Below are 23,992 nucleotides of genomic sequence, written 5' to 3' on the forward strand. Positions count from 1 at the left end.
GGAGCAGCCTTCGTGCAGCGCACAGCCTGGACAGATCTTCCGCCCGTCACGCGGCGCGCCGTCGCCGCCCGCACCGGCCCCGTCGAGGGAGCCGAGACGGCCGCCGAGGGAGTGATGTCCCCGCTCGCCTGCGTCCTGCGCACCTCCGGTGGGCGGCGCGTCTTCGTCAAGGGCACACCGGTGGACGCCCCCACCGCGTGGATGTACCGGACCGAGGCCCAGGTGACAGCGCAGGCCCGGCCCGCTCCGACGTCGCTGTGGCAGATCGAGGCAGGCGGGTGGCTGCTCTGCGGGTACGAGTTCCTCGACGGCCCGCACCCCGACCTGTCCCCGCAGTCCGAGGACCTGCCCGCCCTGGTCGCCGGGCTGCGCACGATGTCCGGGACGCCGTGGCCGGCGGCCGTGAAGAAGAAGCCCCTGCCCGCCAGGTGGGGCACTCTCGTCCCGGCCGGGCAGGCCGATGCCCTGACCGGGGCCACCCTGACTCACACGGACATGTCGCCGCTCAACATGCTGCGGACCGCCGACGGCGTCTTCCTCGTCGACTGGGCGCTGGCCTGCCCAGCGCCTGCGTGGGCTGACACTGCGTTCACCGTGCCACGCCTCATCCACGCCGGGCATACGGCAGAGCAGGCCGAGGCTGTCGCCCGTCTGGTGCCCGCCTACGACCTGGCCCCAGACCGGGCCATCAGCGCGTTCGCACAGTCTCTGTACGCGGTGTGGGAGAACAGGGAACGCACCAGCCCGATGCCTCACCGGAGCGCGCTGACCGAGGCCGCCCGCGCGTGGGCCCAGCACCGCTCTGTGGCTGCCTGATCTTGCAGCAACGGGCGCTGGGCTTCCGGTGCCCGGTCTCGGTCGGTCATTCTCCGAGGAGGTCTGATAGCCGTGTCTCTAGTGCACGGGCCACCCGAAGCAGGTCGGTGAGGCGAGGGTTGTTGGTTGCGCGTTCGATGCGCTGGACGGTGTCCCGGCTAATACCAGCGCGTTCCGCGAGCGCCTCCTGGGTGAGGTCCCGCTGCATCCGACGCGCCCGTACCTGGTCGCCGAAGCGACGACGCTCGTCGAAGAGCCAGGACGGATGATCATGGTGCGGCACTCGACAAACGCTGCGGCCGCCGTAGTCTCAAGTCAGCAGCTAGGTAGCTGCATGTTGTGATCTTGTGCCGCGCACCGTGCCCTGAGCAAGATCAGAAAAGGGGGGGCGGGTGCTACGGCAGTCCTCGGTCCGGGCTGGTCGCCCACCACGCCATCACCTGATACAGCGTCCGCATGCCGAGCGCCTTACGGAGCGCGGACAGTTCCCCAGTCACCGTGCGCTCGCTGAGGTCCAGACGTCTCGCCGCCTGCCGCTTGGTGTATCCGGCCTCCAGTTCGACGAGGATCTGTCGCTGCCGGCCGGAGGTTGCGGAGACCACGTTCGGTCCGGTGTCGGCCCAGCGGCTGGCTCGATCCCACAGGGTGCCGAACACGAGCTCCGCCCAGGCCACGCACCCTCGATCGGTGACGTGCCAGCCCGCGTCGTTGTCGGCTCCCGGTACGACGTGGTTCTCGACGAACAGATCGCGGCTGTCCACGATCAGCATGCGGGGGAAGGTGCCTGCCAGTGTCCGCACTTCCGCCCCTGCCGAGGCGATCTGCTCGACGTATGCGGCGGTCTGGTTGTGGCTCACGGCCGTGCTGGTGTAGAGGCTCCGTACCTCCGCCCCGGCGTCCAGGGTTTCGAGGGTGCGCTGCACGCCCAGGGCGACGACGCGCGGATCTCGGTCCGCCGGCGCTCCTGGCTGTGCGGTGATCACGGACGAGGAGGCTGCGACCGACACGTCCCCGATGCGCGTGTTCATCGCATCTCGGGTCGGCAGGAACTCCGATGCGGGACCCCCGTACATCCGGTGCGGATCGTAGTCGACCGACAGTTCCGCCAGAGTGGGGATCGTCTGCATGCGGGTGACCAGTTCACGCAGCTCCGCCAGGGCGTCCCCCATGAGGCTGTGGGCGGCAGCGCGGGGATCGTGCGCGACCCACGATCCGTCGTGCGGCCGGTGCTCCACCAGGCCCAGAGCGGCAAGTCTGTCGGTCGCCAGGGATGGCTCGGGGTGTTCCCCGGCGGCGATGGATTGGTAGGCGGCGATCTCACTCGACGCCAAAGATTTTCCCAACATCCCTACAACCCCTAAGTGTCGGTGATGCCACTTCACGCAGCTGCCGATTCTGGCACGGGTCGCACCTTGGTTCACTGGTCAAGCACATGTAACGATGTCCTCACTGCAAGTGACTCGGATATTTGTTCGAGGCATATCCGCATGGAGGGCACACATGAGAATCCGCATCCTGGCCGCCAGTGCAGTACTGGCCGCTGCGCTTGCCGCTCCTGCCGTCCCGGCCGTCGCAGACGAAGGCGGCACTCACCTGGAATCCACCACCGTCACCGAGGAGCTCGAGCAGGGTGCTGCCGGCCCGAGCCCTTCTCCGGCTCCTACTGCTCCTGCCGCGAAGACCGACCTCGGCTGGGGATAGCACGCAGGTCGTTGCCCGCGGGCAAGGATCCACCGGTCGCAGAGGCTGCAGCGACCAGGCCTGGCAGGCGTCACCGCCTGCCAGGCCGCAGCACAGACAAAAACGGGGAAAGGCAGTAGCAATGATCACGGTGGCACTCGGAGTCCTCATCGTCGTGGGAATCGTCTTGGTTCTCCTGCTCGTCCGGGGCCTGCGGCGCCAGATCGAGTCGCTGCGGGCGGAGATCGCAGCCGCCCGAATAGCCGGCGTCCTCGACAGGGATAGCCCGCTTCCGTGACTGCTGCCGGCCCCTTCGTGAGAGGCCGCCCCTGTTGGCGCGGCCTCCTGCGATTTCTCACACACATCTCACAGACTGCACGCGAGCACTGGGAATCGAGGGTCCTTGCCTGGCCTCAGAGCCTCATTCATGGACTGTGTGGACACCATGGACGGCCGTCATACAACTACGGATCAGAAGGTTGCAGGTTCGAATCCTGCCGAGTGCACAGCAGGCCAGAGGCCCCCGGGAGAAATCCTGGGGGCCTCTCGCGTTGCCCGTACAGCGGCGAAGTACAGCAACCGTGTCAGCCGGTACCGCCCATCGAGTCGGACAGCCGGCCGATCGCGGCGCGTACCTCGCCACCGGTCCAAGGTGCGCTGCGGCAGTATCACCAGGGGTTCGCCTGGTGCTCGCTCCGCTGCCGTTCCCTGGGCGCGCGGCGTAGCAGGAACGTGCGTGCCAGACTCCGGTGTATGAAACTCGACCAGGCGCTCATAGACGCGGCCGTGGAACTGATGAACCGACGCTAGCCCGCGGGCGAGCCTGGTGGGGCATCCGCTGTGCGACTCGCCGACGGTGGCGTCCTGACAAGCGTCGGCCTCGACAACATGAACGGCTCGGTCGCACTCTGCCAGGAGACCGGGGCATTCATTCAGGCCTACACCCAGGACCGAGCCGTCACCGCATCCGTCTGCGTCTGCCGTGACTTGGAGCGCGGCAGGATCTTGATCCTGCCGCCCTGCGGCGTCTGCCAGGAACGGCTCGCGCTCTGGGGGCCGTCCGTCGAAGTCGCGGTTCCAAGAGAAGACGATCCAACCCGCTGGGACGCGCGCACCCTCGCTGAGGTGAACCCCTATTACTGGGCGATGCAGTTCGCGGAGGGGCAGTGGCCCTCCCCGGCCCAGCACTCCGATTGACCACATCCACGGCGGTGCGGCAGTGAAGTACCGCAACCACGGCAACCGGGGGCGCGTTCAGCCCTTGCCGATACCGATGGCCTCGGCCACGAGTGCCGGGGGCAGTCCCGGCCCGGCGCACGCGTGGTCGATCAGCAGTTTCCGGTAGGAGGCGTTCGCGAGCTCCGGAGCCAGGACGATCAGAGCCCGCAGGTCGTCGGACGAGCCTGACAGGCGCGTGCGGTATGCGGCACCCGCAGCGCGCAGGGAGACTTCGCGTGGTTCGTGTCGCAGGCCCTGTTCGACGAGACCCACCGAGGCGGCGAAGTCACCCTGCGCGGCGCGCACGTCGGCAAGGTCCAGGTAGAGCGACCAGTTGGCGGGATCCAGGGCGAGCGCGGCCTCGAAGGACGCCGCGGCCTGGTCCAGGTCACCCATCGCCTGCCAGGTGTTCGCCCGCGCGACCGCAGTCCACATGATCCGATCGACGGCATCGGCGCGGTCGCACAGGGCGAGAGCCGGCTCGTAGCGGCCGCAGGCGCGGGGCAACCGGGACATGGCTGCCAGCGACTCCGGCACGGGATTCCGCTCGGACACCAGGTCGATGGCATGGAACCAGGGCTTGAACCGCTCGCGCATCTCGTCGTTGTCCAGGTCGTGGCCGTAGTCCAACGTCCGCAGACAGGCCTCCGCCAACGCCTCGGCGCTCACCGCGTCGAGGAAGCGCGCATCACCGAACCACGGCGCCGCGCCCCATGCCACCTCGGGCCGTGCGCCCGTCACCGAGCCCAGGGTCATCACCGCGGCGTCCATGTCCCCGTCGAGGAACAGGAAGTACGCCTGCGCCAGCACAGCCGGCAGGGATCCGTTCCCTTCGAGGCCCTCCTTGAGCTCGGAGCGACGGTCCCGCCACAACTCGGCGAGTGCGGCGTAGGGTTCTGGGGCTGCCGGCGCGGAGGCTACCGCCCCCACAAGGAACTTCACGGCACCGACCGGGCTTCCGCCGCAGTGCGCCATCACACGGGCGAGACCGACTCCCGCTGCCACTGACTGGTTCGACACCGCCAGAGAATATCCGTGGCCAAAGGTTCTATGCCTCAGGACCAGCGCCCCGGCTCAGGACCGGCGCCCCGGCTCAGGCCGAGTCCACCGCGAGCGGGAACCGACTGGTGCCCACCGGTGCCGGCAGGTGCCGGCCAGCACCGGCCGACGCCCCGTCGTACCTGCCCGGCCGGTTCAGGACGAAGCCTCGGCGGCCGATCCCTTCACTGCCTGGCCCTCCACCACCGAGCTCTCCACCACCGAGCTCTCCACCACCCGGCCCTGGACGGCCGTCCCCTCACGCGTGACGCGGCGCCGCCGGGCCGGGAGTCCCATCATCGGGTTGGCCACGCCCCAGGCCGCGGCCTTGCAGATCAGCTCCTTGTAGACCGCGGCGGGCCGGCCGGTCAGGGCCGCCCGGACGGATCGGTCGTCGGCGGTGACGTACTGGATCAGGCCTTCCCTGCGCCCCAGGGAGATGCACTGGTTGAAGTAGCGCAGCGGGATGTTCGGGAGCTTCGTGCCGGTCAGGCGGGCCGCGAGGGCGTCGGCTGCCTGCCACGCGGTGGGTGTGCCCGTCGCGCACGACATCCGCAGCGGCTTGTCGGCGGGGCCCATCGCCATCGCCGCGTCGCCGATGGCGTAGACGTCCGGGTGGGAGACCGAGCGCATGGTTCCGTCGACGACGACCTGGCCGGTGCCGGTGACCTCCAGTGCGCTGTCCTGCGCGATGGGGTGGACCGCGAATCCGGTCGTCCACAGGGTGACCGCGGCGGGGATGTCCTTGCCGTCGGCGGTGGTGACGCGGTCGGCCCCGACGGCGGTGACGGCCGTGTGTTCGTGCACGGTGATGCCGAGCTTGTCGCAGACCTTCCGTACGTGCCTCCTGCCCTTGGGGGACAGCCAGTCGCCGAGCTCCCCGCGGGTGGCGAGGGCGGTGCCGAGGTCCGGCCGGGCCTCGGCGATCTCTGTCGCGGCCTCCAGGCCGGTGAGTCCACCGCCCACAACGACCACGGTCTGTCCGGCGTCGAGGCCGGCCAGGCGCTCGCGCAGCCGGAGTGCCCCGGGGCGGCCGGCGATCTCGTGGGCGTGGTCGGCGGTGCCGGGGACGCCCTGGGTGTTCCAGCTGCTGCCGAGGGCGTACACGAGGGTGTCGTAGGCGAGTTCTCCTGCGCCGTTCGTGTCGATGACGGCGACGGTCCTGCGGTCGACGTCGACACCGGTGACCTTGGCGAGCCTCAGCTCGACGCCCGTGTCCGCGAACATCTCGCTGAAGGGCCGGGGCCGGAGGTCCTGGCCGACCGCCAGTTGGTGCATCCGTACCCGCTCGACGAAGTCGGGCTCGGCGTTGACGAGGGTGATGGCGACGTCGTCGCCGTGCAGCCGCCTGGCGAGGCGGCCGGCTGCGATGGCTCCGGTGTATCCGGCTCCGAGGACGATGATCCGGTGCTTCATTTCCCTGCTCCTGTCTCGCGCGGGTTCGCCCCTTGAACCGGGCAGCCCGCCGATTCCTGACATGACCCCGGTGTGAGGCACCTCACACCGGGGTCATGGAGCGGTCAGGACGGGGGTCAGAAGGCGATGAGCAGGGGCTCCCCGTGCTCGGACGCGGCCCATCGGAGGGTGGCGCGTTCGAGCTTGTCGGGGTTGACCTGGCTGCGGAACGCGGCGATACCGTCCGCGGTGATCTCCAGGCACATGACACCGATGACCCGGCCTTCGAGCACCACGACGACGGCGGGGGAGTTGTTGGCGTCCGAGATGTGGACCTCGGGGGAGCCGCCGACGATCGCGCGCTTGGCCTTGCCGGGCTTGAACAGGCCCCGCATGAACTTCGCGACCGCGAGAGCGCCCTCGAACGCCTTCGCGCGGGCAGGGACCTTCCCGCCGCCGTCGCCGATCGCGACGGCGTCGTCGGTGAGCAGCCGCACGAGTGGTTCGGTCCGGCCGCTGGTGGCGGCCGTGAGGAACTCCTCGACGATCCGCCGGGCGGCGGCCTCGTCGATCTCGGTGCGGGTCCTTCCTTCGGCGACGTGCTTCTTGGCACGGTGGAAGATCTGCTGGCAGGCCGGCTCGGTGATGTCGAGGATCTCCGCGATCTTCCGGTGCGGGTAGTCGAAGGCCTCCCGCAGGACGTAGACCACCCGCTCGTTCGGCGTGAGGCGTTCCATGAGGGTGAGGACCGCGTACGAGACGGATTCGCGCTGCTCGGCGGTGTCGGCAGGGCCGAGCATCGGGTCCCCGGCGAGCAGCGGCTCCGGCAGCCACTGGCCCACGTAGGTCTCGCGACGGGCGCGCGCGGAGGTGAGCTGGTTGAGGCACAGGTTGGTGAGGACCTTCGTCAGCCAGGCTTCGGGGGTCTCGATGCGGCCGGTGTCGGCGGCCTGCCAGCGCAGGAACGTGTCCTGTACGGCGTCCTCCGCGTCGCTCGCGGAGCCGAGGAGGCGGTAGGCGATGGCCTTCAGGCGGGGCATGGATGCCTCGAACCGGTCCATGTCGTTCGCGGTCAGCGCCATGGCCCGGATAGTAGCCCGCGCGCCGCGTCAGGGAGCTGTGACGGGTGGTCCGGCAGTCGGCGGTCGTGGCGGGGCGGGAGGGACAATGGTGCTCCGACGCGCGCGCGGTCCGGGAGACCCGCACGCTCACCGTACGAGCCGGCCGGGGGTGCCATGAGTGGTTGGCGGTGCACCGGGCTGAGCTGGCCCGCAGGCGTGCCGGTGCTCGGCTGGTCGCGGAGCGACGGGGCGGGGCGGGCGCGGACGAGCGCCCTGGCCTACGGGACGGAGCTGGGCTTCCGGGCCGGGGGCGAGCGGCACTGTGTGGGAGCGCGCGGGAACGCCTGCCCGTCGGTTGCCGTCGTGCCGGCACGGAGCACGGGTGCGAGGTGTGCCGAGTGCGCGCGGCTTGACCGGGCGCACTCGGTGGCGGCCGACACGATCGCCGACGACCCCCGGACGTACCGCGTCTATCTGGCCTGGTTCGGGCCGGGCATGGTCAAGGTCGGGATCACCGGGGAGGCGCGGGAGGCGGCCAGGCTGCGCGAGCAGGGGGCCGTGGTCTTCAGCTGGCTGGGGCGCGGGCCGCTGATGGCCGCCCGGCGGACGGAGGAGCTGCTGCGCTCCGCGCTCGGTGTGCCCGACCGGATCCCGTACGCGCGCAAACGCGCGGTCCGGGCCGGTCTGCCGGGTGTGGCCGAGCGCGCTGCGGAGATCGAGGGCCTGTACGCCCGGGCCGCCGCGCTGGAGGGGGCGGGCTGGCCGGAGGCCCTGGAGCGGCTGCCCTTCGAGGCCGTCGACCACGCCGGGGTGTTCGGTCTGGCCGGTGCCGGGCCGGCGGCGCGAGTGGTGACCGGGCTGGTGGACGGGTGCGTGGTGGCCGGGCGGCTGGTCGCGGCGGCCGGCCCCGATCTGCACCTGGAGACCGTGGGCGAGGGCATCGTCGTGCTGGACACCCGGCTCATCACGGGCTGGGACCTGGTGGCCGCCGACGCCCGGGCGGGAGTGAGCGCGCCGGCCGTGTCCGTAGGGGGCGGTGGAGTGCAGGACGGCCTGTTCTGAGAGGGTCGCCGGGGATCGTTCCCGGAGACGTACGAGGCGGGTGGGGCGGATGAGTGGCGACGACCGTGAACGCGATGACGTGCGGCGCTTCCGGCAGCGGCTCGGGCTGCCCGGGCTCATCGACGTCCACACGCACTTCATGCCGGAGCGGGTGCTCCGCAAGGTCTGGGCGTACTTCGACTCGGCGGGACCGCTGACCGGCCTGGAGTGGCCGATCACCTACCGGCACGACGAGGACGAACGGCTGGCCCTGCTGCGCTCGTTCGGGGTGCTCAGGTTCACCTCGATGCTCTACCCGCACAAGCCGGGGATGGCGGCCTGGCTGAACGGCTGGGCGGCCGGTTTCGCCGCCGAGGTGCCCGACTGCCTGCACACCGCGACCTTCTTCCCCGAGGAGGGCGTGGAGACCTACGTACGGGAAGCGGTCGAGGCGGGGGCGCGCGTCTTCAAGTCGCATCTCCAGGTGGGTGCGTACGACCCGAACGACGCGCTGCTGGAGCCGGTCTGGGGCCTGCTGGCGGAAGCGGGCGTGCCGGTGGTGACGCACTGCGGCTCCGGGCCGGCGCCGGGTGCGTACACCGGGCCCGGGCCCGTCTCCCGGCTGCTCGCCCGCCACCCCCGGCTGCGGCTGATCGTGGCGCACATGGGAATGCCGGAGTACGCGGACTTCCTGGACCTGGCGGCGGCGTATCCCGAGGTGCGGCTCGACACGACGATGGCGTTCACGGACTTCACCGAGGGCTTCACCCCCTTCCCGGCGGGAGAACTCGGGCGGCTCGCGGACCTGGGGGACCGGATCCTGCTCGGTACGGACTTCCCGAACATCCCGTATCCCTACGTCCACCAGTTGCACGCGCTGGAGCGCCTGGGGCTGGGCGACGACTGGCTGCGGGCGGTCTGCCACGGGAACGCGGACGCATTGTTCCGGTGAGCAGGCGGGACCGGGCCCGCGCGCTCCGGCGCGGTTCTCAGGAAATTCACAGGCAGGCGAAAGGTCTCTCTCACCGCCGTCTCACAGGCTTGAGCGATGACGACGACCTCGCCCCAGGGGCGTACCGAACTGCTCGGACCGGACCGCAGCCCCGTCCGCGTGCTGGTCGTGGACGACGAGGCTCCGCTGACCGAGCTGCTCTCCATGGCGCTGCGCTACGAAGGGTGGGAGGTGCGCAGCGCGGGGGACGCTGCGGGTGCCGTCCGGACCGCGCGCGACTTCCGGCCGGACGCGGTGGTCCTCGACGTGATGCTCCCCGACATGGACGGGCTCGCCGTGCTCGGCCGGCTGCGGCGCGAACTCTCGGACGTGCCTGTGCTGTTCCTGACCGCGCGGGACGCGGTGGAGGACCGGATCGCGGGGCTCACGGCGGGCGGGGACGACTACGTCACCAAACCGTTCAGCCTGGAGGAGGTCGTCGCGCGGCTGCGGGGGCTGATCCGCCGCTCCGGTACCGCTTCCGCCCGCAGTGAGTCGACCCTCGTCGTCGGTGACCTGATGCTGGACGAGGACAGCCACGAGGTGAGCCGGGGCGACGATTTCATCCACCTGACGGCGACCGAGTTCGAACTGCTGCGCTTTTTGATGCGCAATCCGCGCCGCGTGCTGAGCAAGGCCCAGATCCTCGACCGGGTCTGGAACTACGACTTCGGCGGCCAGGCGAACGTCGTCGAGCTCTACATCTCCTACCTGCGCAAGAAGATCGACGCCGGGAGGCCCCCGATGATCCACACCCGACGTGGGGCGGGGTATCTGATCAAGCCGGGTGCATAGCCCCGTGAGCGGGAGGAAGAGGCCCTGGCGGGCGGTGCAGGCGAGAACTTCGAGGAGGCCAAGAGGCAGGCGGCAGGACGGAAAGGGCGGTGGCCCGGGGTGAAACGCCCCGGGCCACCGCCCTTTCCCACTGCCCGCGGTGAGTGCGGCCGGGGGGACACACAAAGGAGTTGTACGGCGTACAAGGACTGTTCTACGGTGTACAGCATGTTCCCTGTACACCGTACAGGGAACCCGCAGGCCCACCGGAACGTGCACCACCGTGTGCACCGGAACCAGGAGTCCGCATGACGGCGACCGCCGCCGAGCAGAACGAACTCGCACCCCGGGGCGCCCATGCGCAGCGCTGGCTGATCCTCGGCGTCATCTGCCTCGCCCAGCTCACCGTGCTGCTCGACAACACCGTCCTGAACGTCGCGATCCCCTCGCTCACCGGCGAACTCCACGCCTCCACCGCGGATGTGCAGTGGATGATCAACGCCTACTCGCTCGTGCAGTCCGGTCTGCTGCTGAGCGCGGGGAGCGCCTCAGACCGTTACGGGCGCAAGAAGATGCTGGTCGCGGGCCTGGCGCTGTTCGGTGCCGGTTCGCTCGTCGCGGGGCTCGCGGAGTCCTCCGGCCAGCTGATCGCGGCCCGCGCGGGCATGGGGGTCGGAGGCGCGCTGCTGATCACGACCACCCTCGCGGTCGTGGTGCAGATCTTCGACGACACCGAACGCGTCAAGGCCATCGGTATCTGGTCCACCGTCAGCTCCCTGGGATTCGCGGCCGGTCCGCTGATCGGCGGGGTGATGCTCGACCACTTCTGGTGGGGCGCGATCTTCCTGGTCAACATCCCGGTGGCGGTGGCCGGACTGATCGCCGTCGTCCGCCTGGTCCCGGATTCGAAGAACCCGAGCGGTGACCGCCCCGACCTCGTCGGCGCGCTGCTCTCCACCCTCGGCATGACGGCCGTCGTGTACGCGATCATCTCCGGCCCGGAGCACGGCTGGGACTCCGGGCGGGTCCTGCTGACCGCCTTCGCCGGGGTCGCCGTCCTCACCGGGTTCGTCCTCTGGGAGCTCCACGTCCCCCACCCGATGCTGGACATGCGCTTCTTCCGCGACCAGAGGTTCACCGGCGCGGTGGCCGGCGCCGTCCTTGTCGCCTTCGGGATGACCGGATCGCTGTTCCTGCTGACGCAGCACCTCCAGTTCGTGCTCGGCTACGAGCCGCTGGAGGCGGGGCTGCGCACGGCCCCGCTCGCCCTGACCGTCGTGCTGCTCAACCTCACCGGCCTCGGCGCCCGGCTGGTCCCGAGGATGGGCACGCCCGCGACCATCGCCACGGGGATGGGCCTGCTCTCCGCGGGGCTCGCGGCGATCGCCGTGCTGGGAGGCCACGGATACGGCGGCATGCTGCTCGGACTGGTCGTCATGGGCGCGGGCATCGCGCTCGCCATGCCCGCGATGGCCAACGCGATCATGAGCGCCATCCCGCAGGAGAGGGCCGGGGTGGGTGCCGGGGTGAACGGCACGCTCGCCGAGTTCGGCAACGGTCTCGGCGTCGCGGTGCTCGGCGCCGTGCTCAACTCGCGGTTCGCCGCGCTCGTGCCGGGCGCCGTCGGGGCGGCTTCGCTCCCCGCAGCTCTGGCGGCCGCGGACGGCCCGGGGGAACGTGCGGGCATCACGGACGCCTTCGCCTCGGGGCTGGAGACCAGCCAACTGGTCGGCGCCGCGGCCGTCCTGGCCGGTGGACTGCTCGCGGCCGCCCTGCTGCGCAGGGCGGAGCGCGTGCCGACGGACTGAACGCCCCAGGTGGCGGGCATAGCATCGGACGGGGTGCCGGTACGCAGTCCGTGCCACCGGACGAAGAGGAGTGTGCGCCATGGGGTCCGCGGCAGACCGTGTGAAGAACCCTTCGCGGGTCAGTGTGTGGCTGGACCGGCGTACACCGTCGCGCGCCCGCAGGGCGGACCAGCCGGCCGGCCTGGACCGGGACAGGATCACCACGGCGAGTGTGCGGCTGCTCGACGCGGACGGTCTCGCGAAGTTCTCCATGCGCCGCCTCGCCGCCGAACTCGACGTGACGGCGATGTCCCTCTACTGGTACGTCGACACCAAGGACGACCTGCTGGAACTCGCCCTGGACTCCGTCTTCGGCGAGATCCCGCCCGCGCGCGAGGACGCGGACTGGCGCGACCGGCTGCGGGAGCTGGCCACCAGCTACCGCGGGATGCTGGTCCGCCACCCCTGGGCCTCGGCTCTCGCCGGGAGTTTCCTGAACATCGGCCCGCACTCGATGCTGTTCTCGTACGCCGTCCAGGACGTCATCAGGGCCACCGGGCTCCCCCTCGAACGCCGGACGGGCGGGATGGCGGCCGTCTTCCAGTTCGTCTACGGATTCGGCGCCGTCGAGGGGCATTTCGTGCAGCGCACCGTGGAGGCCGGCCTCAGTCAGGACGAGTACGTCGAGCGCGCGATGGGCTCGATCCGCGCGGACCCGGAACTGAGCCGCGCGATGGCGTACTCGGAGAGCGTGATGCGGGCCGGCGCCGGGGACACCGTGGAGGAGAAGCGCGAGCGGGACTTCGAGTTCGCGCTCGACCTCCTGATCGCGGGCATCGAGACGATGTGCGAGCGGTCCGTACGGCCCTCCTAGCTAGGACCGCCCCCCGGGCACCGTGGCCGCCGACCGGGTTACGGGGCGCGACTCAGTAGCCCCGACGGGTGTCCACGGCGAGTGCGGGTGCGTGCCCTTCGGTGAGGGCCTCCCAGCAGGCAGCGAAGTCCGTGACGACGTCCTCGTCCGCCGTGATGCCCGAGGAGTGCGACGTGATCACGGTGTGCGGCAGCCGCCAGGCCGGGTCGTCGGGACCGGCGGGTTCGTCCGGCAGCACGTCGAGCACGGCCCGCCGCACCGTCCCGCCGTGCAGGGCGTCCCGGAGCGCCGCCATGTCGACCGTCGCGCCCCGGCCCACGTTGATGAACGTGGCGCCCCGCATCGCGGTGAACCGTGCGGCGCCGAAGTAGCGCTGCGTGGAGCCGGTCAGGGGAAGCGTGGACACCACCCACCGGGCCTCCGCGAGTGCGGTGGTCTCTTCGGCCGTTCCGGCCAGGACCATCCGGTCGAAGCCCGCCGGTGCGGCCCGTGGCGTGCGCCCGACGCCGATCGTGCGCACCCCGCACGCGCGCAGCAGCCCGGCGACGGTGGATCCGATGCGTCCGGTGCCGTGGACGACGGCCGTCCGCCCGGCGGCGAGTTCGGACGGGAGGCGGCGCCACTCGGCCCGTGCGTGCTGGGCGGTGTGCTCGGCGACCGACTGGCACTCGGCGAGGACCCATCCGAGTGCGTACTGTGCGATCCGCTCTCCCATCCGGCCCACCGTCCTGGTCAGCAGGGCGCCTTCGGGCCAGGTCCCGGCGGACAGGAGGGCGTCCGTACCCGCGTTGACGCTGTGGAACCAGAGCAGCCGCGGGGTCCGGAGAGCCTCGGGAAGCACGTCCCCCACGTACACGAAGGGCTCGCCGGGCCCGACGCGGTCCGTGGATCCGGCGGGCCGGCCGGTGATCCGCTCCAGTTCGCGGACCACGGACGGGCCGACCGACGGTGAGGTGAGCAGACGGGCCCGGGACAGCGGACCCCCAGTGGGCGCGTTCATGCGTACGGGTCAGCTGCCGCCGGCCAGGCGGGCGGGGAAACCGCCGGTGGCGACCGGGCTCCAGCGCTCAGGGGTGATCCGGATGATGGACTTCCCCTGCTTGACCATCGCCGCGCGGTACTCGTCCCAGTCCGGGTGCTCCCCGGAGATGTTCCGGAAGTACTCGACGAGGGGCTCGACCGAGTCCGGTGAGTCGATCACCTCGGCCGAGCCGTCGATCTGGACCCACGGGCCGTCCCAGTCGTCCGACAGGACGATGACGCTCACGCGTTCGTCGCGCTTGGCGTTGCGGGTCTTGGCCCGTTCGGGGTAGGTCGAGACGACGATCCGGCCCTCGTCGTCGACGCCACAGGTGAGCGGGGACCCCTGGGGGCGCCCGTCGGACCGGGTGGTCAGCAGGATCGCCCGGTGCCGGGGCCGCACGAAGTCCAGCAGGTCCGCGAGTTCCACGGCGGTGTTGGTCGCGATATTGGATGCCATACGGCCAACCCTAGGCCGTTCCAGCGCGGTCCCGCCGTGCGCCCGGTGCCGTATCGGGGGCGGGACCGGCGGAAGGAGCCTCGGCCGTCCGGCAGGTCCTACGCCGGGACGGACTCGCCCTGGACCGCCTGGATGTCGAGTTCCACGCGCAGGGTCGTGCCGATCGCGGAGATCCCCGCCTGCAGCACCTGGTTGTAGTTCATGGCGAAGTCGTCGCGGCGCAGTTGGGCCGTCGCGTGGAAGGCGGCCCGTACGCCGCCCCACGGGTCGGGACCGGTGCCCAGGTAGCTGAGGTCCAGATCGACGTCCCGAGCGACGCCGTGCATCGTCAGCACGCCGTTCACGGTCCAGCGGTCGGGGCCCGCGGGGGTCAGCGCGCGGGAGCGGTAGGTGATCTCCGGGTAGACCTCCGCGTCCAGGAAGTCCGCCGAGCGCAGGTGCTTGTCCCGCATGGCGTTGCCCGTGTCGATGCTGGGCGCGGCGATGTAGGCGTCCACCCGGGAGCGCTGGACGTCCTCGGCGATCTCGATGCGGCCGCCGAACTCGGTGAACCGGCCGTGCACGCTGGAGATCCCCAGGTGCTGCGCGACCGCGGCCACCGAGGAGTGCACCGGGTCCAGCGACCAGGTGCCCGGCGGCGGCAGTTCCACGCCGCCCTGCCGGGCCAGCACCACGGTGCCGGCCTCGACACGGCCGCTGGCCGTGACGAGTGCGGTGGACGCGACGGGTGCGTAACCGACCGCTGTGACGATCACTGTGTACGCGCCGGCGGACAGGAGGTCTTCGGTGCGGACGGCCCCGTTCTCGTCGGCTGCGGCCCGGAGCACCTGGGTGCCCGTCATGTCGGTCACCGTGACGACGGCGTGCTGGACCGCCCAGCCGTCCCGGGTCCGTACCTGTGCGCGAAGTCCCATCCCGTTTTCTCTCCTTGCTCAAATCACTCGTGACGCAGCGACTCAGATGAGTCGGGCCCCGGGCGGGACCGGCAGGCCGTCCCCTGCCTGCCGGTCCCGCCACGGGGCCCTTTTCCGCCGGCGGCTCAGCCTCTCCGCTCGAAGTGCTGTTCCGCCAGGGGTCTTTGTGGATCTTCCGTGTGTTACGCGCCCGGGTGGGCGAGCTCGACGTCGTGGCCGTCGACGCCGCTGCCGGTCACGGTCAGCGCACCGGCCACCGGCGGGTAGCCGGTCGCGATCACGGAGTACTCGCCGGCGTCCAGGTCGGTGAAGGCGTACACGCCGTCCTCCCCGGTCGTCGAGGTGGCGACGACGTTGCCCGCCGCGTCGATGAGCGTGACGCGGGCGTCGTTCAGGGGAGCCCGGCCGGAGCCGGCCCTCACGACACCGCGCACCAGCGCGCCGGACCGCAGGACGGCGTCGAGGCGGGTGACGCCCTGGCCGCCGATGTCCACCGGCAGGGCCAGCGGACGGAAGCCCGCGGCCGTGACGGCGACGGTCACCGAGCCGGGGATGAGCTCACCGAAGGTGAAGTCACCCGCGTCGCCCGAGGTGCCCGTGGCCAGCACGTCGCCGCGCACGTCGGTCACGACGACCATGGCGCCCTGGACGGGCGTGCCGCCCTCCGCGGTCCGCACGGTCCCGGAGAGACCGCTCGTACCGGCGAGGAGGATGTCGTAGGCGACCGTCTCGTCGCCGACGACCACGGTGGACGCCTGGGGCTGGAAGCCGTCGGCTGACGCGATCAGGACGTACGAACCGGAGCCCGGTGCGTCCAGGACGTAGCCGCCGTCGGCCTGGGCGACGGAGCGCCCCAGTTGACGGCCGCCCAGCGAGATCAGCGTGACGGCTGCCTGTGCGACCGGTGCGCCCTCCGCGCCGCGCACCACACCGCGTACGGGGGTGCCCTGGGCCGTGGGTTCGGTGGTGGTGGTCCCCACTGCCGGAGCGTCGGCGGGGGAGAGCACGGCCGGTGCCTGGGCGGCCGGCACGGTGGTGGCCTCGACGGTCTCCGGCGCGTCCGCCGTCTCGTCCTGCTTGTCGTTGCCGGCCCTCGTCTTCAGCGCGACCTCCTTGATGAAGAGGGTCAGCACGAAGGCGACGAGCGCGGCCGGTGCGGCGTACAGGAAGACGTCGCCGACACCGTGACCGTAGGCGGCCTCCACGACCGTACGGAACGGCGCGGGGAGCTTGTCCAGGTCGGGGATGCCCCCGCCGCCGGTTCCGCCGTGGCCCATCGCGGCGCCGTCGGGGCCGAGGTCGGCGAGACCGTCCTTGACGTACCTGGTGACGCGGTTGGCGAGGACGGCACCGAGCGCCGAGACACCGATCGCACCACCGAGGGAACGGAAGAAGGTGACGACGGAGCTGGCCGCGCCCAGGTCGGCCGGGGCCACCTGGTTCTGCGTGGCGAGCACGAGGTTCTGCATCATCATGCCGATGCCGAGGCCCATGACGAACATGAAGATCGCGATGTGCCAGTACTCGGTGTCGTACCGGATCGTGCCGAGCAGCCCGAGGCCGGCGGTGACGAGGAAGCCGCCGCTGACCAGCCAGGCCTTCCAGCGGCCCGTCTTGGTGATGACCTGACCCGAGATGGTCGAGGACAGGAAGAGGCCGGCGATCATCGGGATGGTCATGACGCCCGACATCGTCGGCGACTTGCCGCGCGCCAGCTGGAAGTACTGGCTGAAGAAGACGGTGCCCGCGAACATCGCGGTACCGACGAACAGCGAGGCGACGGAGGCCAGCGTGATCGTGCGGTTGCGGAAGAGGCGCAGCGGGATGATCGGCTCGCTGGCCTTCGACTCGATGAGCAGGAAGATCCCGATGAGGGCGACGGTGCCGCCCAGCATCGTCCAGGTCTGCCATGAGACCCAGTCGTACTTGTCGCCCGCGAAGGTCACCCAGAGCAGGAGCAGTGAGACCGCGGCGCTGATGAAGAACGCACCCGACCAGTCGACCTTGACCTCGCGCTTGACCACGGGGAGCTTCAGGGTCTTCTGGAGCACGAAGAGGGCGATGATCGCGAACGGCACACCCACGTAGAAGCACCAGCGCCAGCCCAGCCAGCTGGTGTCGGTGATGACACCGCCGAGCAGCGGGCCGCCCACGGTGGCGACGGCGAAGACCGCGCCGAGGTAGCCGCTGTAACGCCCGCGCTCGCGCGGGGAGATCATCGCGGCCATCACGATCTGGGCGAGGGCGGAGAGACCGCCGACGCCGATGCCCTGTACGACACGGCAGGCGATGAGCATGCCGCTGCTCGTCGACAGACCGGCCACCACCGAACCGCCGACGTAGATGAGCAGTGCTATCTGGACCAGCAGCTTCTTGCTGAACAGGTCGGAGAGCTTGCCCCACAGCGGGGTGGTGGCGGTCATGGACAGCAGCGCGGCCGTCACGACCCAGGTGTAGGCGCTCTGGCCGCCACCGAGGTCGGAGATGATCTCGGGCAGGGCGTTGGAGACGACCGTCGACGACAGGATCGCGACGAACATGCCGAGCAGCAGCCCGGTCAGCGCTTCCATGATCTGCCGGTGTGTCATCGGCGTGCCTGCGGGGGCCTCTACGGCCCCGTGCTCGGCGTGGCCGCCCCGCACACCGGATGGTGTGGTCGTAGCCATTTGTTTCCTTCTCTTTGCTTCTGTTACACGGGTGTACGGGTGTGGGACTCGTCCGGGTGCCCGGCGCGGCAGTCGCCGCTGTGCCTGCCGGGGGCGCATCCCCCGGAGCCGCGGCAGGAGAAGCTGTCGCGCAGCCGGGAGAGCAACGTGTTCAGCTGGCCGACCTCTTCGTCGGACCAGTCGATGAGGTGGTGGGCGAACATCTCGGTCGTCCGCTGTGTCAGCTCGTCGAGCAGCTCGTCCCCGGCGGGGGTCAGCCGCAGGATGCGGGACCGCCTGTCCGCCGGGTCCAAGGACCTTTCGATCCAGCCGTTCTCCACCGCGTGAGTCACATGTCTGCTGGTCACGGACATGTTCACGGCCAAGAGCTCGGCCAGCCGGGTGATCCGCATCTCGCCGTATCTGGCCAGCAGCGTCAGCACGGTGGCCGAGCCACCGGGACACTCCGAGGGCAGGATGCGGGCGAGGCCCCGTTTGACGGCTCCGACGGCGCTGAGCTGCCGGGCCAGTTCCTCGTACTGGCTCCGTGCTGCCACCCGGCCCTCCATACATCTCGCGGGGACATCTTGTTGCTTAGGGCAACGATATAAGCGGATGGTTGCTGCAGACAAACGAAATAGGGCTTGCATAAGTAAAGGAAGGCAAAAGCCCGCGCCGGGGGCGGGTCAAGCTCCCAGCGCACGCGGGGGTGGTCTGCGATCGGTGTGTTCCTCGTCACAGCCGACCGCCTGCCCCGGCCCGGGTGGGGACGCGGAGCGCCCCCTGGTCAAGGGGTGAAGAGGTCATGGGCGCGAAGGAGGGGTATCACCCGCTGCGGCCCCGGGGGTTGGGCGCAAGGCCTGCGTTCGCTAGGGTCCTGGGCCATGGCACATAACCCCCACGCCCCGCAGCCGGGCCCCGAGGGCACTCACGACCCGGCGGGCAGCACGCAGATGTTTCGCGCGTTCGTCGACGACGGCGAGCCGCAGGGCAGGCAGCAGCCCGCCGCCACCTCGTCCGGCCCGAAGACCGGGGTGATCGCGGCCGTCGTGGCGGTCATCGTCGTTCTCGGTGCCGTCGCCTGGCTAGCGCTGGGCTGACCGGACTCCGCCCCCGACACCGCCGGTCCTCCGCACTGCCCGGTTCCGGGGAGCCGGAGGACCCGCCGTGCGCGACTTCTTCCCACGCAGCCGCTCCCGCACCGCATCGCCGGTGCGGGAGCGGCTGTGTCGTCTTGACGGGGCGCGCACGGCGCCTGGCGCACGGGGCGCACGCGCGGCGAACTCCTGGCCCTGCGGGGCGCACAGGCGGCCTTGGACGCGGTGAGGCCACCGGGACGCGGATCGTGGCGCCCCGGCGGCCGTGAACCGTTCCGGCCGGCCCGCCGGGGTCAGTCGGCGACGAGCCCCTCCCTGAGCTGGGCGAGTGTGCGTGTCAGCAGCCGGGAGACGTGCATCTGGGAGATACCGACCTCCTCGCCGATCTGCGACTGGGTCATGTTGGCGAAGAACCGCAGCATGATGATCTGCCGTTCGCGCGGGGCGAGTTTGGCCAGCAGCGGCTTCAGGGACTCGCGGTACTCGACGCCCTCGAGCGCCGCGTCCTCGTAGCCCAGGCGGTCGGCGAGCGAGCCCTCGCCGCCGTCGTCCTCGGGGGACGGTGAGTCCAGCGAGGACGCCGTGTAGGCGTTGCCCACGGCCAAGCCGTCGACCACGTCCTCCTCGGACACCCCGAGTGCCTTGGCGAGCTCCGGCACGGTCGGTGAGCGGTCGAGCTTCTGCGCGAGCTCGTCGCTGGTCTTGGTGAGGGCGAGGCGCAGCTCCTGGAGCCTGCGGGGCACCCGCACCGACCAGGATGTGTCGCGGAAGAAGCGTTTGATCTCCCCCACGACGGTCGGCATCGCGAACGTCGGGAACTCCACGCCGCGTTCACAGTCGAAGCGGTCGATCGCCTTGATCAGGCCGATGGTGCCGACCTGGACGATGTCCTCCATGGGTTCGTTACGGCTCCGGAACCGTGCCGCCGCGTACCGCACGAGCGGGAGGTTGAGCTCGATGAGTGTGTCCCGCACATAGGCCCGCTCCGGGCTGTCCGTTCCGTCGGGTCCCGAGGCGGGACCCAGCGCGGCGAGCCGCAGGAACAGGGAGCGGGACAGGGTGCGGGTGTCGATGGCTTCCGACGAGCTGGTGAGCACGGGAGGTGCCGGCACGCTCTTCGTGAGCGTGAGCACCTTCGAGCTGCCCTGTTCTGCGGACATGCCACCCCCTTGAGGTCGCGGACGGTCGCGGTGGCCACGACCATCGGAGGAACGCAGCCTCCACCTGAATACCGGAGGTAGGGCTGCGGCAAACGCGGTTCGAGCAGAATGTCACATGTCGGCAACACGCTGTAGTGACATGTCGACAAGTCAGCGGTGAAAGCGCGCAGGAAACAGGGGGTGTGGGGCTTTTACGCTCCGAGAAGCGATCTTTCTCGGGTCTACCCGATCCAGCTACGCCTCGATCCTGTTTGCGGATCGCAGGCGGGCGAAACTTCGGGCCAGAAGCCTTGACACGTGCATCTGGGAGACGCCGAGTTCGGCGCTGATCTGCGACTGCGTCAGGTTGTTGTAGTAGCGCAGGAGAAGGATCCGCTGCTCGCGCTCGGGCAGCTGGACCAGCAGGTGGCGTACCAGGTCGCGGTGTTCGACCCCGGCCAGCGCCGGGTCCTCGTAGCCGAGCCGGTCCAGGAGGCCGGGCAGCCCGTCGCCCTCCTGGGCCGCCTCCAGGGAGGTCGCGTGGTACGACCGGCCGGCCTCGATGCAGGCGAGGACCTCCTCCTCGGAGATCTTCAGCCGCTCGGCGATCTCGGCCGTGGTCGGTGAGCGCCCGTGAGCGGTCGTCAGGTCCTCGGTGGCGCCCGTTACCTGGACCCAGAGCTCGTGGAGCCGGCGCGGCACGTGCACGGTCCGTACGTTGTCCCGGAAGTAGCGCTTGATCTCGCCGACGACCGTGGGCATGGCGAACGTCGGGAACTGGACGCCCCGTTCCGGGTCGAAGCGGTCGATGGCGTTGATCAGGCCGATGGTGCCGACCTGGACGACGTCCTCCATCGGCTCGTTCCTGCTGCGGAAGCGGGCCGCCGCGTAGCGCACGAGCGGCAGGTTCGCCTCGATCAGCGCGGTGCGCACCGTGTGGTGCTCCGGTGTGCCCGGTTGGAGGTCCTTGAGCCGCCCGAAGAGCACCTGGGTGAGCGCCCGGGTGTCCGCGCCCCGGGTCCTGGCGGGCGTGGTGGGGTCGGGGGTCTCGGTCTGGATGTCGTCCGTCTGGACGTTCTGGGGCGGGACTTGAGGCGCTGTACTGGCCGGCACGGTGTCGCCACCCCTTTGCGGTCAACTACGGTCAACTCATCCGTCAAAAGCGGTCATAGCATCACAAGACATGTCCACTGTGTGCAAGCACCGCATAGTGTCGTGTTGGGGGTGTTTTGGTTTAAACATGGCGAAAAGCCCCTCTCCTGAAAGGGAGGGGCCTCGTGCGCCGGATGCCGGAACGGGTCAGAAGGGATAGTCGGCGATCACCCAAGTGGCGAACGCGGCCCACTGGCCGGCGGCAGCCTGGTGCGCCGGATGCCCGACGTACCGCCCCAGCGCGTCCTCGTCCGCGACGGCCGAGTTGATGGCGAAGTCGTAGGCGATCGGCCGGTCGGTGATGTTCCAGGCGCACTCCCAGAACTCCAGCTCCGGGATCTGCCCGTCGAGTGCCCGGAACGCCTCGGCTGCGGCGACGACCCTGGGATCGTCCCGCTCGACACCCTCGTTCAGCTTGAACAGGACCAGGTGGCGGATCATGGTGGGGGGTCTCCTACTTAACGAGCTCGGACATGAATTCTCCGACGCCCTCAGCGGCACTGGAAATGCCCTCGAACCCCACCTCCACGAGGTCGGCGGCGCGTTTCGGGGACGTGATGATCGTGTACAGCACGAAGACCACAATCAAGTAGAGCGCGATCTTCTTCGCTTGCACCACAGCCCCGCCCCTCCCCTTCGATCACCTGTGCAGTCGGGAGATTGTAGCCGCACGTATGGGCGTATCCGCTGGTCGTTCCTGATCACTGATGCGCCATTTAAGGACCAAGGACTAGCCGATTAGGGTCCTTTGCCCTCGGATGTGGTGTACGGCGAGGAGGAGGATGGACAACAGGCCCGCCGGTTGAGCAGGAAGGTGCGGGCCGAGGAACGGGACCTCCCCGAGGTCCGCACCGCGTGACTCCCCCGACCGCGGTGAGGGCCCTGGTCCCCGTTCTCACCGGGGGAAGCGGCTTGTCCCCCCGATGCCGTTTCCCCCGACCTGCTCACTCAGGAACGCGGTTCTGGTCCAAGACCAGGCTGCGGTCAGTTCGGTCCACGCCGAGTGATGCGGTCGTACATGACCATGAAGGGCGCGACGTACCCCGAGGCTTCCGCCACCGACGCGTTGCCGCTCACGACGAACGCCACGCCCGTCAACGGGACGATGATGCAGATGAGACCTGACGCCCATCGGGGTATATCAGGGGGCTGGCCATGCGGCCCTACTTCTTCCATACTGGCTGGAGCTCCTAGCTAGCGCAGGGGCGTAGAGGCCACTCGCATCGTTTTCCGGCGCGCGAGTGGCCGCCCCTGTTTCTGGGGCGACATGGGACTGCCGCTTCAGCATCCTTGCGTAGCGGGGCCAACGACGTCAAGGACTAGCCCCTTCGATGCAAAGGTAAACCCCTCGACACATTGCGTACGCACGATGTCGCGCGCAAGGTTGACCTTTGAATCGAAGGTTAACGGGCACTTCGGGCGGTGAGAGAGTTACCTACCGTCGACGGTGAGGCTACATTTCTGGTGTGACCGGTCCACGGGTGCAACTGAGACGGGAACTGAGACGGGACGCAGAGAAGGGACCGACCCAAACGGGTCGGTCCCTTCATCCATCTGCGGTAGCGGAGGGATTTGAACCCTCGGTGAGTTTCCCCACACTCGCTTTCGAGGCGAGCTCCTTCGGCCGCTCGGACACGCTACCGAGAGAGAGCTTAGACCATCCTGGGCCCCTGTCCGAAATCCGTTTCCCGGAGGCATGGCCGAGCAGTGGTGCGAACCGGTCAGCGGTCCCGGAAGAAGGCCGTCAACTGCTCGGCGCAGGCGGCCTCCAGGACGCCGTGGATCACCTCGGGACGGTGGTTGAGCCTGCGGTCGCGTACGACGTCCCAGAGCGAACCGGCGGCGCCTGCCTTCTCGTCGCGCGCACCGTAGACCACCCGGGCGATCCGGGACTGGACGAGCGCGCCCGCGCACATGGTGCAGGGCTCCAGGGTGACCACCAGGGAGCAGCCGGTCAGCCGCCACGCGCCGAGCACGGCGGCGGCACGGCGCAGCGCGAGCACCTCGGCGTGGGCCGTCGGGTCGCCGGTCGCCTCGCGCTCGTTGTGGCCGCTGGCGAGCAGGGCGCCGTCCGGGCCGAGGACGACGGCGCCGACCGGCACATCGCCGGCCGACGCCGCCTGCGCGGCCTCGTCCAGGGCATGGCGCATGGGTGCCTTCCACGGGTCCCGTACGGGATCGGGCGGAGGCGGTGAGAGGGGATCGGGTGGTGGCGCGTTCACCCGCGGACCCTAACGGACCGCCTCCAGGACCTCGGCCGCTCCTAGCGCGTCCGCGATCTCCGCCAGCGCCTCGGTGCGCAGGGTCAGCAGTCCCTTCTCGGACAGCCCGAGGTCGGCGAGCACCCCGAGATCCCCGAGCGGCCCCGCTGGTACGGCGTCGGGGTCGTGGTCCAGGTCGGATGCCGTGACGGCGTCGCCGTCGTCGGCCTCGTCGGGCTCGCCGTCCTCCGTGCCGTCGAGGTCGACGAGCTCCTCGAGTGCGGCGATCTCGTCCTCGGCCCCTGGTTCACGGCCGAGCAGTTCGTCGGTGAGCAGGATCTCCCCGTACGAGGAGCGGGCGGCGGCGGACGCGTCCGAGACGTAGATACGGGGATCCTCCTCACCGTCCACCCGGAGGATGCCGAACCAGGCGTCCTCCTGCTCGATGTAGACGAGGACCGTGTCCTCGTCCACCGAGGCCTCACGGGCCAGATCCGTCAGGTCGGACAGGGTTTCCACATCGTCGAGCTCTGTATCGCTCGCTTCCCACCCGTCTTCGGTGCGCGCGAGCAGTGCGGCGAAGTACACCGGGACTCTCCCACTGGTCATAGGCGAATCGGTCCGACGGGAGGGCAGCCGGTCGTCCGGCTGCTCTGGGCCCCGCCCAATCGGCATCGTGGCAGAAACGA

At 70.1% G+C, this 23,992-nt stretch carries 25 protein-coding genes, 1 tRNA gene and 1 pseudogene; 10 read left to right on the forward strand and 17 right to left on the reverse strand.

Features of this window, described 5'->3' with window-relative positions:
* Positions 1–12 precede the first annotated feature (12 nt).
* Positions 13–816, forward strand: coding sequence for a hypothetical protein (locus tag ACFU5K_RS19850; RefSeq protein ID WP_384063270.1), 804 nt, complete (start codon positions 13–15; stop codon positions 814–816).
* A gap of 46 nt (positions 817–862) precedes the next feature.
* Here the strand turns inward: ACFU5K_RS19850 and ACFU5K_RS19855 are convergent, their stop codons facing one another.
* Together ACFU5K_RS19855 and ACFU5K_RS19860 are read right to left on the reverse strand one after the other, a co-directional pair.
* Positions 863–1,099 carry a helix-turn-helix transcriptional regulator gene (locus ACFU5K_RS19855; RefSeq protein WP_384063272.1) on the reverse strand — a complete coding sequence of 79 codons (237 nt, stop codon included), beginning with the start codon at positions 1,097–1,099 and terminating at the stop codon, positions 863–865.
* Between the two features lie 112 nt (positions 1,100–1,211).
* Complete coding sequence (locus ACFU5K_RS19860) at positions 1,212–2,147, reverse strand: LuxR C-terminal-related transcriptional regulator (RefSeq protein WP_384063275.1); 936 nt, start codon at positions 2,145–2,147, stop codon at positions 1,212–1,214.
* Positions 2,148–2,316: 169 nt separating this feature from the next.
* Here ACFU5K_RS19860 and ACFU5K_RS19865 point away from each other — a divergent pair, with 169 nt between their 5' ends.
* From ACFU5K_RS19865 to ACFU5K_RS19875, 3 genes and pseudogenes are all read left to right on the forward strand, one after another.
* Positions 2,317–2,517, forward strand: coding sequence for a hypothetical protein (locus ACFU5K_RS19865; RefSeq protein ID WP_384063278.1), 201 nt, complete (start codon positions 2,317–2,319; stop codon positions 2,515–2,517).
* Between the two features lie 121 nt (positions 2,518–2,638).
* Positions 2,639–2,794, forward strand: coding sequence for a hypothetical protein (locus tag ACFU5K_RS19870; RefSeq protein ID WP_384063281.1), 156 nt, complete (start codon positions 2,639–2,641; stop codon positions 2,792–2,794).
* Between the two features lie 536 nt (positions 2,795–3,330).
* Positions 3,331–3,693, forward strand: a pseudogene (locus ACFU5K_RS19875) (cytidine deaminase); the annotation flags it as partial.
* Positions 3,694–3,750: 57 nt separating this feature from the next.
* Here ACFU5K_RS19875 and ACFU5K_RS19880 read toward each other — a convergent pair.
* From ACFU5K_RS19880 to ACFU5K_RS19890, 3 genes are all read right to left on the reverse strand, one after another.
* Entirely contained in the window at positions 3,751–4,689 is a 939-nt protein-coding gene (locus tag ACFU5K_RS19880) for a tetratricopeptide repeat protein (protein ID WP_384063349.1), read from the reverse strand.
* Between the two features lie 219 nt (positions 4,690–4,908).
* The gene (locus ACFU5K_RS19885) at positions 4,909–6,168 is read right to left on the reverse strand and encodes an NAD(P)/FAD-dependent oxidoreductase (protein WP_384063284.1); all 1,260 of its coding nucleotides are present in this window, start codon (positions 6,166–6,168) and stop codon (positions 4,909–4,911) included.
* Positions 6,169–6,284: 116 nt separating this feature from the next.
* Positions 6,285–7,229, reverse strand: a complete 945-nt coding sequence (locus tag ACFU5K_RS19890) for an RNA polymerase sigma-70 factor (RefSeq protein WP_384063286.1) — start codon at positions 7,227–7,229, stop codon at positions 6,285–6,287.
* 153 nt (positions 7,230–7,382) lie between these two features.
* Here ACFU5K_RS19890 and ACFU5K_RS19895 point away from each other — a divergent pair, with 153 nt between their 5' ends.
* From ACFU5K_RS19895 to ACFU5K_RS19915, 5 genes are all read left to right on the forward strand, one after another.
* The gene (locus ACFU5K_RS19895; protein WP_384063289.1) at positions 7,383–8,270 is read left to right on the forward strand and encodes a DUF2797 domain-containing protein; all 888 of its coding nucleotides are present in this window, start codon (positions 7,383–7,385) and stop codon (positions 8,268–8,270) included.
* Between the two features lie 49 nt (positions 8,271–8,319).
* Complete coding sequence (locus tag ACFU5K_RS19900; protein ID WP_384063291.1) at positions 8,320–9,201, forward strand: amidohydrolase family protein; 882 nt, start codon at positions 8,320–8,322, stop codon at positions 9,199–9,201.
* A gap of 96 nt (positions 9,202–9,297) precedes the next feature.
* Positions 9,298–10,035 carry a response regulator transcription factor gene (locus ACFU5K_RS19905; protein WP_384063294.1) on the forward strand — a complete coding sequence of 246 codons (738 nt, stop codon included), beginning with the start codon at positions 9,298–9,300 and terminating at the stop codon, positions 10,033–10,035.
* A gap of 287 nt (positions 10,036–10,322) precedes the next feature.
* The gene (locus tag ACFU5K_RS19910) at positions 10,323–11,822 is read left to right on the forward strand and encodes an MFS transporter (protein WP_384063297.1); all 1,500 of its coding nucleotides are present in this window, start codon (positions 10,323–10,325) and stop codon (positions 11,820–11,822) included.
* Between the two features lie 79 nt (positions 11,823–11,901).
* Positions 11,902–12,675 carry a TetR/AcrR family transcriptional regulator gene (locus ACFU5K_RS19915; RefSeq protein ID WP_384063299.1) on the forward strand — a complete coding sequence of 258 codons (774 nt, stop codon included), beginning with the start codon at positions 11,902–11,904 and terminating at the stop codon, positions 12,673–12,675.
* Between the two features lie 52 nt (positions 12,676–12,727).
* On the opposite strand, the gene ACFU5K_RS19920 is transcribed toward ACFU5K_RS19915, so the two are convergent.
* The 5 genes from ACFU5K_RS19920 to ACFU5K_RS19940 all read right to left on the reverse strand — a co-directional run bounded on the left by ACFU5K_RS19920 (position 12,728) and on the right by ACFU5K_RS19940 (position 18,271).
* A complete protein-coding gene (locus tag ACFU5K_RS19920) occupies positions 12,728–13,675 on the reverse strand; it encodes a D-2-hydroxyacid dehydrogenase (RefSeq protein WP_384063302.1) in 948 nt (315 codons plus the stop codon).
* 9 nt (positions 13,676–13,684) lie between these two features.
* Entirely contained in the window at positions 13,685–14,155 is a 471-nt protein-coding gene (locus ACFU5K_RS19925; protein ID WP_384063304.1) for a PPOX class F420-dependent oxidoreductase, read from the reverse strand.
* 98 nt (positions 14,156–14,253) lie between these two features.
* Positions 14,254–15,069 carry a YceI family protein gene (locus tag ACFU5K_RS19930; protein WP_384063307.1) on the reverse strand — a complete coding sequence of 272 codons (816 nt, stop codon included), beginning with the start codon at positions 15,067–15,069 and terminating at the stop codon, positions 14,254–14,256.
* Between the two features lie 182 nt (positions 15,070–15,251).
* Positions 15,252–17,735, reverse strand: coding sequence for an MFS transporter (locus ACFU5K_RS19935; RefSeq protein WP_384063310.1), 2,484 nt, complete (start codon positions 17,733–17,735; stop codon positions 15,252–15,254).
* Positions 17,736–17,758: 23 nt separating this feature from the next.
* The gene (locus ACFU5K_RS19940; protein WP_384063313.1) at positions 17,759–18,271 is read right to left on the reverse strand and encodes a MarR family winged helix-turn-helix transcriptional regulator; all 513 of its coding nucleotides are present in this window, start codon (positions 18,269–18,271) and stop codon (positions 17,759–17,761) included.
* 327 nt (positions 18,272–18,598) lie between these two features.
* Here ACFU5K_RS19940 and ACFU5K_RS19945 point away from each other — a divergent pair, with 327 nt between their 5' ends.
* Positions 18,599–18,814, forward strand: a complete 216-nt coding sequence (locus tag ACFU5K_RS19945; protein WP_384063315.1) for a hypothetical protein — start codon at positions 18,599–18,601, stop codon at positions 18,812–18,814.
* A 290-nt stretch (positions 18,815–19,104) separates the two neighbouring features.
* Here ACFU5K_RS19945 and ACFU5K_RS19950 read toward each other — a convergent pair whose 3' ends face one another.
* The 7 genes from ACFU5K_RS19950 to ACFU5K_RS19980 form a co-directional block, all read right to left on the reverse strand.
* Positions 19,105–19,971, reverse strand: a complete 867-nt coding sequence (locus ACFU5K_RS19950; protein ID WP_384063318.1) for an RNA polymerase sigma factor SigF — start codon at positions 19,969–19,971, stop codon at positions 19,105–19,107.
* Between the two features lie 234 nt (positions 19,972–20,205).
* The gene (locus tag ACFU5K_RS19955; protein WP_384063320.1) at positions 20,206–21,063 is read right to left on the reverse strand and encodes an RNA polymerase sigma factor SigF; all 858 of its coding nucleotides are present in this window, start codon (positions 21,061–21,063) and stop codon (positions 20,206–20,208) included.
* 186 nt (positions 21,064–21,249) lie between these two features.
* On the reverse strand, positions 21,250–21,543 hold the full coding sequence (locus tag ACFU5K_RS19960; protein WP_384063321.1) for a Dabb family protein: 294 nt from the start codon (positions 21,541–21,543) through the stop codon (positions 21,250–21,252).
* A gap of 13 nt (positions 21,544–21,556) precedes the next feature.
* Positions 21,557–21,718 carry a hypothetical protein gene (locus ACFU5K_RS19965; RefSeq protein WP_384063362.1) on the reverse strand — a complete coding sequence of 54 codons (162 nt, stop codon included), beginning with the start codon at positions 21,716–21,718 and terminating at the stop codon, positions 21,557–21,559.
* A gap of 941 nt (positions 21,719–22,659) precedes the next feature.
* Positions 22,660–22,744: transfer RNA gene (locus ACFU5K_RS19970), tRNA-Ser, on the reverse strand.
* A gap of 79 nt (positions 22,745–22,823) precedes the next feature.
* On the reverse strand, positions 22,824–23,252 hold the full coding sequence (gene tadA, locus ACFU5K_RS19975) for a tRNA adenosine(34) deaminase TadA (RefSeq protein WP_384063324.1): 429 nt from the start codon (positions 23,250–23,252) through the stop codon (positions 22,824–22,826).
* Positions 23,253–23,333: 81 nt separating this feature from the next.
* Entirely contained in the window at positions 23,334–23,891 is a 558-nt protein-coding gene (locus ACFU5K_RS19980) for a hypothetical protein (protein WP_384063352.1), read from the reverse strand.
* Positions 23,892–23,992 lie beyond the last annotated feature (101 nt).

Origin of the sequence: Streptomyces sp. NPDC057428 (assembly GCF_042803195.1) — a bacterium.
Classification (GTDB): domain Bacteria; phylum Actinomycetota; class Actinomycetes; order Streptomycetales; family Streptomycetaceae; genus Streptomyces.

Bases quoted from the DNA above. Each gene is read 5' to 3' on its own strand.
- ACFU5K_RS19950 (WP_384063318.1), bottom strand. From the start codon at position 19,971: ATGTCCGCAGAACAGGGCAGCTCGAAGGTGCTCACGCTCACGAAGAGC.
- ACFU5K_RS19945 (WP_384063315.1), top strand. From the start codon at position 18,599: ATGGCACATAACCCCCACGCCCCGCAGCCGGGCCCCGAGGGCACTCAC.
- ACFU5K_RS19910 (WP_384063297.1), top strand. From the start codon at position 10,323: ATGACGGCGACCGCCGCCGAGCAGAACGAACTCGCACCCCGGGGCGCC.
- tadA (WP_384063324.1), bottom strand. From the start codon at position 23,252: ATGCGCCATGCCCTGGACGAGGCCGCGCAGGCGGCGTCGGCCGGCGAT.
- ACFU5K_RS19900 (WP_384063291.1), top strand. From the start codon at position 8,320: ATGAGTGGCGACGACCGTGAACGCGATGACGTGCGGCGCTTCCGGCAG.
- ACFU5K_RS19920 (WP_384063302.1), bottom strand. From the start codon at position 13,675: ATGAACGCGCCCACTGGGGGTCCGCTGTCCCGGGCCCGTCTGCTCACC.
- ACFU5K_RS19865 (WP_384063278.1), top strand. From the start codon at position 2,317: ATGAGAATCCGCATCCTGGCCGCCAGTGCAGTACTGGCCGCTGCGCTT.
- ACFU5K_RS19870 (WP_384063281.1), top strand. From the start codon at position 2,639: ATGATCACGGTGGCACTCGGAGTCCTCATCGTCGTGGGAATCGTCTTG.
- ACFU5K_RS19895 (WP_384063289.1), top strand. From the start codon at position 7,383: ATGAGTGGTTGGCGGTGCACCGGGCTGAGCTGGCCCGCAGGCGTGCCG.
- ACFU5K_RS19890 (WP_384063286.1), bottom strand. From the start codon at position 7,229: ATGGCGCTGACCGCGAACGACATGGACCGGTTCGAGGCATCCATGCCC.
- ACFU5K_RS19880 (WP_384063349.1), bottom strand. From the start codon at position 4,689: ATGGCGCACTGCGGCGGAAGCCCGGTCGGTGCCGTGAAGTTCCTTGTG.
- ACFU5K_RS19925 (WP_384063304.1), bottom strand. From the start codon at position 14,155: ATGGCATCCAATATCGCGACCAACACCGCCGTGGAACTCGCGGACCTG.
- ACFU5K_RS19885 (WP_384063284.1), bottom strand. From the start codon at position 6,168: ATGAAGCACCGGATCATCGTCCTCGGAGCCGGATACACCGGAGCCATC.
- ACFU5K_RS19935 (WP_384063310.1), bottom strand. From the start codon at position 17,735: ATGGCTACGACCACACCATCCGGTGTGCGGGGCGGCCACGCCGAGCAC.
- ACFU5K_RS19915 (WP_384063299.1), top strand. From the start codon at position 11,902: ATGGGGTCCGCGGCAGACCGTGTGAAGAACCCTTCGCGGGTCAGTGTG.
- ACFU5K_RS19930 (WP_384063307.1), bottom strand. From the start codon at position 15,069: ATGGGACTTCGCGCACAGGTACGGACCCGGGACGGCTGGGCGGTCCAG.
- ACFU5K_RS19960 (WP_384063321.1), bottom strand. From the start codon at position 21,543: ATGATCCGCCACCTGGTCCTGTTCAAGCTGAACGAGGGTGTCGAGCGG.
- ACFU5K_RS19905 (WP_384063294.1), top strand. From the start codon at position 9,298: ATGACGACGACCTCGCCCCAGGGGCGTACCGAACTGCTCGGACCGGAC.